Below are 9,801 nucleotides of genomic sequence, written 5' to 3'. Positions count from 1 at the left end.
CGCAGGTTCAGTTCTAGTGAAGTGCGCCGATGGTGGCAGGACTGAGCAGATTGCCGGTCATGTAGCGTTGTCGTGGGTCGATGTTGGCAAGTTTTTTCATGGCCTGGGATGCCAGGTGCAGACGGAATGTCGAGGAAGAATCTTTGACCAGAAACAATTCTACGTTTTTTTTCATCGATCCGATGCGCAGTTCGGTTTCAATGCTGTAACACCATTGACGGGTACCATCTGCTCCGGTTAACAGGCGGCGATTTTTTGCAGCTGCTATTGAGTAGACTTCGACATCGGTATTTTTCTGAATCGGGTTGACACCAAAGCTGATCAACAAATCTTCACCTTCCTTAAAAGTGGTAAAGTCAAAAATATGCAGCAGGGATATTGGACTGCTCATGTCGATTTGTGCCTCAATCGCCGGTATTTTCAATTGCGGAAAGGCGACCCATTCACACCAACCAACATCGACCAGCAGCGAATGTTTAGCTCTCTTCATGCGTGCCCTCATATTAAGTTGTTAAGGTTTAATCCAATCTATTCATGCCGGCATGAAAAGTAAATAATTCTAATATTATTTTATCATCTAAAAAAATTAATATACCGGCATCCTCAAAAGAGAGGGTACTAAAATGACGATCATAACCAGTTTGGTGACCGATATCGCGCAGCGCCGGTTTTTTATTTTTCTGAGAAATTGATTTTAATAATGCCGGTTTTAATTGACTCCGCAGGCACAGATCACAGATACTGAAATTAATATATTCTTAATTTATTTTGGAGGGATCAATGTCCGGAATAGTCAGGTTCTTTTTGATTGTTGTCGCTATTCTAAGCATTTTATTAGTGGCTCTGGCTGTTCTGATACAAACCCAACTGACGCCGGAACGGGTACGTTCAACCTTTTTGCCGATGGTCGAAACACAACTTGGGCGTACCCTTGTCATTGGTGACATTGACATCGGGATCTTTTCCGGCGTGACAATCAGCGATCTGAGGGTTGAGGAGACAGATTCCTCTGATTTGTTCGTCGCAGTGGAAACCGCGCGCCTGAGTTATCGGCTCTGGTCGCTGCTCAAAGGGCAACTGGATATAAGTGAAATCCTTCTGGATGGGCCGGCCATTACCATCATTCGTTATCCTGACGGCAGTTTCAATTTTTCCAGTCTGTTAAGTGAAAACCAGCAAGAGAACCAGCTTAGCAGAAAACCGGATTTGGATACGCGTAGCGCTATGGAAGCCCCGTTTGAGCTGCTGATCCAGCACATTAATATCCGTAACGGACAGATTCTTTTTATCGATCGCTTTATTAATCCTAGCGCTCCGTTTCGCTACAGTTTCAGTGACCTGAACTTAAGCGCTAAAAAACTCTCTTTCAAGGAGAGTTTTCCCCTTGATGTTTCCATGATATTGAATCAATCACGGGTTAATTTGTCGGCACAGGTTGACTTGTCCCGCCAGACCGGCAACGCGGCGTTGCATGTAACCTCTCTTGATCTGATTCCTTTTGCTCCCTATTACCGTAACTATCTGCCCGGTTCCTTGGGTAGTGCGCAACTGGAGGTCAATCTTGATCTCGATTGGACCCCTGAGCGTCTGCTGTCACGCGGTAAGGTGGTCCTGAATCAGGTTGATATCGTGCTGCGCGACCTGCCGGATTTGCCGTTACGTGAGGTTCGTTTGGCAACAGATTATGCTATTCGTTACGATATCAATGAGCAGCTCCTCGAGATCTCGACCGCGTTGTTGAATTACAATGACATCAGAACGACATTGCAGGGGAATATTGATCTGGCCGGTGCCAGTCCCCAACTTGATCTCCAGGTGATTCTTGATAAAGCCGATCTGCGCCATAGCATTCAAAGCCTGCCGCAACATCTTACCCGACAATTACAACCCTACAGTCCAGCGGGTGAATTAACCGTTGACTTGCGGCTTTTGGGGCCAATAAATACTGCAGATCGGCTGGTTCATTCGGCCCGCATCGGCCTTCATCAGGTGCAGGCAACGGTAGGCCATCTGCGTGCCGGCTTAAACGGTGATGTCGTTTTCGCACAGAACCGGCTAACCTCGGATAATCTGCTTCTTCAAGGGGGCGATCAACAAGCGCAACTGGTTTTTAACCTGACAAATCTTATGACGCCACTGGTCACCGGTACCTTTTCCCTGTCTTCGCGTGAACTGAATCTGAACCGACTTTTTCCGAAAGGGGAGGGACAATCTCCACCTCCGGCTACTCCCGCTGTTGGACAACTACCAGTGCAGGAACCTGGTCCCTTCGAACTGCCATTTGAGATCACCGGGACGGCAACAGTTGATCGCCTGCTGTATCGGCAACTGACGATGTCGCAAGTCAATGCTGCCATCAGTGTCAACGATAGTCGTGTGACCATCGCACCTCTGAGTGGCCGTATCGGCGAAGGAAAATTCAACCTGGACGCATCCATTGATCTCGGCGTCGCGGGTTTTAACTATGAGGGGCGGGCAGTGGTGACACAACCCGATCTTGCAACCTTGATCAGCGGAATTTTCCCTGCGGCCAGTCAGAAAGTCAGTGGCCGGGCCAACTGGGTCAACAGCTTTTCCGGACGTGGCACCATTGCTGAAAATCTGCTCAAAGCTCTGCAGCTGGAGGGTGAAATCCAGTTGTCACAGGGGGCGTTCAGTGGTTTTGATCTGCTTGATCAGGTTTCCTGGTTTCTTGACAGCCCGACTCTGAAAAATCTGTCCTTTCGTGATTTTCAGGGTACATATCGCCTCAAGAATGGCAAGGCGCTGATTGACAGTCATCTTGATGGAACCCAAGTGAAAATAAGCCCGAAAGGGAGTATTGGTGTTGATGGCTCGATCAACCTGTCGTTGGCCACCCGGCTGGCACCTGAGGTTCTCAGTCGCATGGGGGCCTCTGAGCGATTGAAGCAGGCATTTGTTGACGGTAGCGGCTGGGGGGTGCTGCCCCTGGACATCAGTGGCAGTTTAACCAACCCGCAGATCCGCTTTGACATCAGGGCGCTGGAGCAACAGGCCATTGACCAGGCCAGGTCTGAAGCGTCAGACCGCCTGCTGAATAAGCTGTTACCGGAAGCTCAGGGGGAAAACAACGATTCGATGAAAAAGCTGCTGGACAATACGTTAAAGCGCTTGCGCGCCCAGTAACAGTTCGCTGCACTAAACTTGCCGGGCTTATTCAAGCAAAAAAGGCAGCCGGAAGTTCTAACTCCAACTGTTTTTTATCTGGTGACTGAGCGTGTTTTGCTGCGCATGGTGACGAATTCTTCAGCGCTGGTTGGATGAATGCCGATGGTCTGATCAAACATCGCTTTGGTGGCTCCGGCTTTCAGGGCAACCGCAATCCCCTGGATGATTTCCCCGGCACCTTCACCGGCCATGTGGGCGCCGACCACCCGGTCGCTATCTGCGTCAACAATCAGTTTCATCAGATAGCGTTCGGTTGTCTCGGCCAGGGCTTGTTTAAGAGAACGAAACTCCGTGGTGAAGATGTCGATGTGGGGGTATTGTTCGCACGCCTGTTCCTCGGTTAGGCCGACGGTTCCGATGTTCGGCGAACTGAAAACTGCACTGGGAATCAACGCGTAACTTAAACAGGCCTTTTTGTCACGGTACAAACGATCAACAAGATTCATGGCTTCGGCCAGAGCGACGGGAGTGAGTTGCAGACGGTCGATGACATCGCCCAATGCATAGATGGATGGTACATTGGTCTGAAACCCTTCGTCCACCTTGATGGCACCGCGCTCATCCAGTTCTACCCCCACCCCTTCAAGGCCAAGATGAGCGCTATTGGGACGGCGTCCGGTTGCTGCCAGAACCATATCGGTTTCAAGGGTGGAGCGATCAGTAAAGGTTACCTGCAACGAGCCGTCGGCGTTTTTTTCTATCCGACTGGGCTGACAATTAAAGCGCAGATCGATCTTTTTTTTGCGCATGTGGTCAGCAACGTAACTGCGGATTTCTTTATCAAAACCACGTAGAAACAGCTCACCCCGATAGGCCTGGGTAACCGCGACTCCGAGACCATGGAAGATACCTGCAAATTCCGTTGCAATATAGCCGCCACCAATAATCAGGGCACGGGTTGGCAGGGTTGGCAGGACAAATACATCATCAGATATTGTCATTAAATCGCTGCCTGGAAACGCTGGTACGAAGGGACGAGCGCCGGTAGCAATCAGGATGCGCTCCACCCTGTAGCTGGTAGTACCTACTGTGACTTCGTTCTTACCGGTAATAGTGGCTTTGCCCCTGATCAGTGTCGCCCCGGCCTTGTTTAATATTCCCTCCAGGGCGCGATTGGATTTAGCAACAACATTATCCTTGTTCCGCTGGAGGATCTGCCAGTTAAAGGGGGGGCGTCGGCTGTTAAAACCAAAACCGGTAGCCTGCGCAAAAGCGGAGCCATATTCGGCCGCGTGGACATAGAGCTTTTTCGGAACACAGCCAAGATTGACACAGGTGCCACCGGTGCGATCCTGCTCGGCAACGGCGACGCGAACTCCCAAAGCCGCAGCCATACGAGCGGCCCTGACACCGCCTGAGCCGGCACCAATGACAAACAGATCATACTGATACTGATGGTTTTCGTTCATCTTGAAATCCCCTGATTATCCAACTTCGTTGTATTCACGAACACGAAAGTCAACCCCTATCTTCCTTGCCAACTCTTGGCAGGCTCCGATATCGATCCCCGGGTAGGTGACCATTGTCGCGGTCACGTCGGGAATATGGTCTTTGGCAAGGTGCAGAAATTCGGTAACGGCGGCAAACGATTCTTCTCCAAAGCGGGATTGACAGAGATTCTGATAGGTCGTCGCATCAGCAGCATTGAGCGACACTGAGATGGCATCTACGAGACCGCTCAGCTCCGGTAAGATATTTCGGCCATGCACCAGGTTCGCCTGGCCATCGGTGTTGATACGGATGCGGCAACCCTGTTCTTTAAGGCGCCGTGCTACGTTCAGGATCAAATCAAGACGCAACAGGGGTTCGCCATAGCCACAGAAAACGATCTCGCGATAAAAAGTTGGATCACCAATGGCCGCCATCACCTCATTGACATCCGGTTCGTGATCAAGTTTGAGCTCGTGCCCCTTGACGACAAAATCGTTGAATTTAGCGCAGAAGATACAGCTGTTGGTACAGCGGTTGGTGATATTGAGGTAGAGCGAGTCGCGAATCCGATAGGCGATGGTTGCAGCGCTCTCAATGGTGCCGATGCCAAACAGGTCATAACAGTTGCGGCTGGTGATACGGGCAACATCTGCCAACGTCAGCCCCTTGATCTCGGCAAGGGTCTGGGCGGTGTCAAGCAGGTAAGCGGGTTCATTGCGTTTGCCGCGATACGCCTGCGGCGCCAGATAGGGGCAGTCAGTCTCAAGGAGGATCCGCTCCAATGGCAACCGGCGCAACATAGCGCGGACCTCATCATTTTTGGGATAGGTAATTGCTCCGGTAAAAGACAGATAAAAGCCCATATCAATACATTTGTGAGCCATTGCCAAATCGCCGCTGAAACAGTGCAGGACACCACCCACTTCAGAAGCTCTTTCTTCAGCAAGGATCGTCAAGACGTCCTCATGGGCTTCGCGGTCATGAATGATGACCGGCTTGCCGACCTCTCTGGCGAGGTGGATCTGACGGCGAAAAGCCTGCTGCTGAATGTCATGAGGAGCGCGATTACGATAATAATCGAGGCCGATTTCACCGACGGCGACGACTTTTTGCTGCTGTAAAAGCCGGCGTAATTGCGCCAGGGCGTCGTCATCTAGTGCTGTCGCGTCGTGTGGGTGAAAACCAGCGGCAGCGTACAGTGGTTCGTAGCGGCAGGCCAGATCAGCATTGGTGATAGAGCTTTGCAGATCGCAGCCGATAGAGAGGATATAGCGCACACCGGCGGTCTGTGCAGCGAGGATTACCCGTTCCAGATCTTCAGCAAAGCGACTGTTGTCGAGGTGCGCGTGGCTGTCAACCAGTTTTGGGGTAGCATCAGTCATATTTGTTCACTCAGCATAAAAAAAAGTGCGTCCCCATCTCGTAAAATTCATAGATAGAGTTGTTCTCTCTCAGCGGTCGCAAGGGTGGTTGAACGTGCGCAACATGTTATTGGGTTTCGATGCGCGGAAACAGCGGTGCTGCTTTCTCAATAGACGTTCCCGGAGTCAGGCGCACCGAAAAGTCAAATTCCTCGGTGTGCAAAGAGCTGGTATCGCTTCCGAGCAGTGTCAGAATTTTCTCGGCGGTCTCGGGCATGAACGGGGTAATGAGTAAAGCAACCACCCGTAATGAATCAACCAGATTATACATGACGGTTCCCAGCCGCTGTTGCTGTGCTGGATCTTTAGCCAGAGTCCATGGGGCGGTATCGTCAATATATTTGTTGCCGGCTGAAATCAGTTCCCAGATGGCAATCAAAGCCTTGTTAAAGGCCATTTCGTTGAGCAGTGCATCAGATCTGGTGACGGTTTCGGTAAACAAGTTTAAAAACCTGTCATCGATAGCCTCAGTCGCTCGCGGCTGTGGCAATGTGCCGCTGAAATACTTGCCGAGCATGGCGGTGGAACGACTGACAAGGTTGCCAAGATCATTAGCCAGATCGGAATTGATGCGCCCGATCAAGGAGCTATGGGAAAAATCACCATCCAGTCCGAAGGGAACCTCGCGCAATAAAAAGTAGCGGATGGTGTCGACGCCGTAAGTATCGGCCAGCATGTGGGGTTCAACCACATTACGCAGACTTTTGCTCATCTTCTGGCCTTCAACCGTCCACCAGCCGTGGGCAAAAATCTGACGGGGCAGAGGAAGTCCGGCGGCCATGAGAAAGGTTGGCCAGTAGACAGTATGAAAGCGCAGAATGTCCTTGCCAATGACATGAACAGCCGGCCAGAAGGTGGCGAACAGTTTATTTTGATCCTCAGGATAGCCCAAAGCTGAAATATAGTTGGTGAGGGCGTCAAACCAAACATAAATAACATGTTTCTCGTTGCCCGGTACCGGAATTCCCCAGGAAAAAGAGGTGCGGGAAATTGACAGGTCACGCAGACCTTCGCGGACAAAGCTTAAAATTTCATTACGGCGCGATTTGGGTTGAATAAAGTCGGGGTTGGCCTCGATATGGGCAAGAAGTTGCTCCTGATATTTGCTCATGCGGAAAAAATAGGATTCTTCCTTGAGTTTTGTGGTTGCGCGACCACAATCAGGACAGTTGCCGTTGATCATCTGGGTCTCTGTCCAGAAGGTCTCACAAGGAGTACAGTACCAGTCTTCGTATTCACCAAGGTAGATGTCTCCTTTGGCCTCAATGGTTTTAAACTGCTCCTGGACTGTATGTTTATGGCGTTCCTGGGTCGTCCGAATGAAATCGGTATGGGAAATGTTGAGTTTATCCCACAGCGCCTGAAAACGTTTAACCACCCGATCTGCCAGTTCAAGCGGGGTCTCGCCGTTGGTCTTGGCCGCCGCTTCAACTTTTTGTCCATGCTCATCAGTACCGGTTAAAAACGCCACCTGATAGCCGCGTGCACGTTTGTAACGGGCCATGACATCACAGGCCAGGGTGGTATAGGCATGGCCGATGTGTGGAACATCGTTTACGTAATAGATCGGTGTCGTAACGTAGAAGGTCTTTTCCATTATTTGATCGCTCCGGCGAGGAAGGGGGGTTGTCATCCAGTTGATCAACTTGTTGTTTTGTCCGGATTTTTGGGTCGGTTCGACCGCCGTCTTGGCCGCCGCCGTTTTTTGGCCGTCTTATCCTGGGGTAGATTTTCATTTCGAGCCGCTGCAGTTTTTTCCGCCGCAGTCGCTACCGGAACCGGTGGGGATTGAGTTGTCTGAGTTGTCTCTTTGGTTGTCGGCTCACGACGCTGACGGGAACGGCGTGCCTGATTCTTTGATTTTTTCTCCGGCTGTTTTTCCTGAACAGTTTGCGACTGTTCTTTTGTTTGAGCAGGAGCTTCCAGACTGGCTGCCAGTTGCGGATTAGACGCCAGGGCAATCTCATGCTGAAGTGCTTCGATCTGCATGCGACAACGTTCCCCTCCAGGGCAGGAGAGGGTGACCGACTGTTGCAGGATGTCAAGGGAAATCACTTCCGCCGGCCCCGTAGTCAGGGTGACTTTTTTACCAAGTTTAGGCAGTTTCTTGCGCATCTCGTTGTAATTTTCATATTCGTAGGCAAGACAACACAACAGACGGCCACACTGACCTGAAATTTTAGTCGGATTAAGAGCCAGCCCTTGAGCTTTGGCCATTTTGACCGAAACCGGTGCAAAGTCGCGAAGGTAACTGCTGCAACAGAGTTCACGACCGCACACGCCAAGGCCACCGACAAGTTTAGCTTCGTCGCGTACTCCGATCTGGCGCATTTCAATGCGGGTGCGCAGTTGTTGAGCCAGATCGCGTACCAGATCACGAAAATCGATTCTGCCTTCGGCAGTAAAGTAAAAGAGGACTTTAGAGCCGTCAAAAAGGTATTCCGCGCGCACCAGCTTCATGTCGAGTCCACGTTGGCGAATGCGTTGACGACAATAAGCAACAGCTTCCTTTTCTTTTTCGTCGTTACTGGCGGCCATGGCCAGATCGTCCTCAGTAGCAAGACGCAGAACTGATTTTAGTTTGGGTGGTGCTTCACCGGGATGCGTCTCACGTGGGCTGTTTACCACGGTTCCAAGAGCGCGGCCACGCTCGGTCTCAACAATGACTTTGTCCCCGGAAGACAGCTGCAGGTCGTGGGCTTCAAAATCAAATATTTTTCCGGCACAGTGAAAAGATACACTGACAAGTTTTAACGTTTGGGTCATAGGTGTCCCTAGTAAGTTCAGGCGTTGGCAATCTGCATCAGCATATGATCCAGCGCCAGATGCAGATTAACATTGCGGCCCAGATAACTGCGCGCTTGTGCCACGGCCCTTAGTTTCGTCATCAATTGCGGCGTTGACAGCTGGCGACTTTGCTGTTGAATCAGGGGCAGCAGATCCTGGTTGATCAGCTGATGTTCTGCCTGACCAAGTTGAATGAGCAGCAGATCGCGAAAAAAAATATCGAACAAGTTAAGGATTTCGTCGATGATATCTTTTTCTGCTTTAAGGGTTTGCGCCAGTTCGAACGTTTGAATAGTACTAGTTGGCGAGAGGGCTGACAAGGATTGAATCAGCCCGGCACGTTTTTTCAGGTAAAGATCCTGATGCTGTCCCAGCGCTTTTTCAAAACTACCATCAGCGATCGCCGCCAGCACCGTAGCTTCTGCAGCACTGATGGTGAGTTTTTTTTCAAGGTGTTGGGCGAGCTCGCGGTTTGGCAGGCGGTTAAAACGTACCCGTTGACAGCGTGAACGGATCGTAGACAACAGGCTGTCGGGTCGGCTGCTGATCAGAATAATCAAGGTTCCGGCAGTGGGCTCTTCAAGGGTTTTCAGCAGGGCGTTGGCCGCTTCATGGGTCATCAGTTCAGCACTGTCAATCAGACAAACCTTCCCCCGCCCAGCAAAGGAACGCAGCCCCAGTTGTGGTTGAATAGCACGGATCTGGTCGATTTTAATTGCAGTTCCATGAGGCTCCAGGGAGAAAAAATCAGGGTGTGAGTGAGCTGCCATTTTAGTGCACGCCGCACAATGGTCACGGCCTGTAGCTGACTCGCACAGAAAAATCCGGGCAAAGATGTGCGCAACCTGTTTCTTGCCGATGCCGTCGGGGCCATCAAAAAGGTAGGCGTGGGCGACGCGATCGTGCTCGATAGCAGCATTCAGTATCTTGATCTGCTGCTGATGGCCTATGATGGAGTCAAAATTCATTACCG

Annotated in this window: 7 protein-coding genes; 1 reads left to right on the top strand and 6 read right to left on the bottom strand. The window is 51.0% G+C overall.

Annotated features, from left to right (window positions below):
- Positions 1-13 precede the first annotated feature (13 nt).
- Positions 14-490: a putative ATP-dependent zinc protease gene (locus AC1931_RS03410; RefSeq protein WP_483875823.1), complete on the bottom strand. Its 477-nt coding sequence runs from the start codon at positions 488-490 to the stop codon at positions 14-16.
- Positions 491-780: 290 nt separating this feature from the next.
- On the opposite strand from AC1931_RS03410, the gene AC1931_RS03405 reads away from it, so the two are divergent.
- Positions 781-3,147: an AsmA family protein gene (locus tag AC1931_RS03405; protein ID WP_483875822.1), complete on the top strand. Its 2,367-nt coding sequence runs from the start codon at positions 781-783 to the stop codon at positions 3,145-3,147.
- 74 nt (positions 3,148-3,221) lie between these two features.
- On the opposite strand, the gene gorA is transcribed toward AC1931_RS03405, so the two are convergent.
- The 5 genes from gorA to holB all read right to left on the bottom strand — a co-directional run bounded on the left by gorA (position 3,222) and on the right by holB (position 9,796).
- Positions 3,222-4,598, bottom strand: coding sequence for a glutathione-disulfide reductase (gene gorA, locus AC1931_RS03400; RefSeq protein WP_483875821.1), 1,377 nt, complete (start codon positions 4,596-4,598; stop codon positions 3,222-3,224).
- Between the two features lie 15 nt (positions 4,599-4,613).
- Positions 4,614-6,002 (bottom strand): TatD family hydrolase, encoded by a 1,389-nt coding sequence (locus AC1931_RS03395; protein WP_483875820.1) that lies wholly within the window; start codon positions 6,000-6,002, stop codon positions 4,614-4,616.
- A gap of 106 nt (positions 6,003-6,108) precedes the next feature.
- Positions 6,109-7,638: a methionine--tRNA ligase gene (gene metG, locus AC1931_RS03390; protein WP_483875819.1), complete on the bottom strand. Its 1,530-nt coding sequence runs from the start codon at positions 7,636-7,638 to the stop codon at positions 6,109-6,111.
- 44 nt (positions 7,639-7,682) lie between these two features.
- On the bottom strand, positions 7,683-8,807 hold the full coding sequence (locus AC1931_RS03385) for a PSP1 domain-containing protein (RefSeq protein ID WP_483875818.1): 1,125 nt from the start codon (positions 8,805-8,807) through the stop codon (positions 7,683-7,685).
- Between the two features lie 17 nt (positions 8,808-8,824).
- On the bottom strand, positions 8,825-9,796 hold the full coding sequence (holB, locus tag AC1931_RS03380) for a DNA polymerase III subunit delta' (RefSeq protein WP_483875817.1): 972 nt from the start codon (positions 9,794-9,796) through the stop codon (positions 8,825-8,827).
- Between the last annotated feature and the right edge of the window lie 5 nt (positions 9,797-9,801).

Source organism: Pelovirga sp. C15f (assembly GCF_057178085.1).
This window is presented reverse-complemented; position numbering and strand designations above follow the sequence as displayed.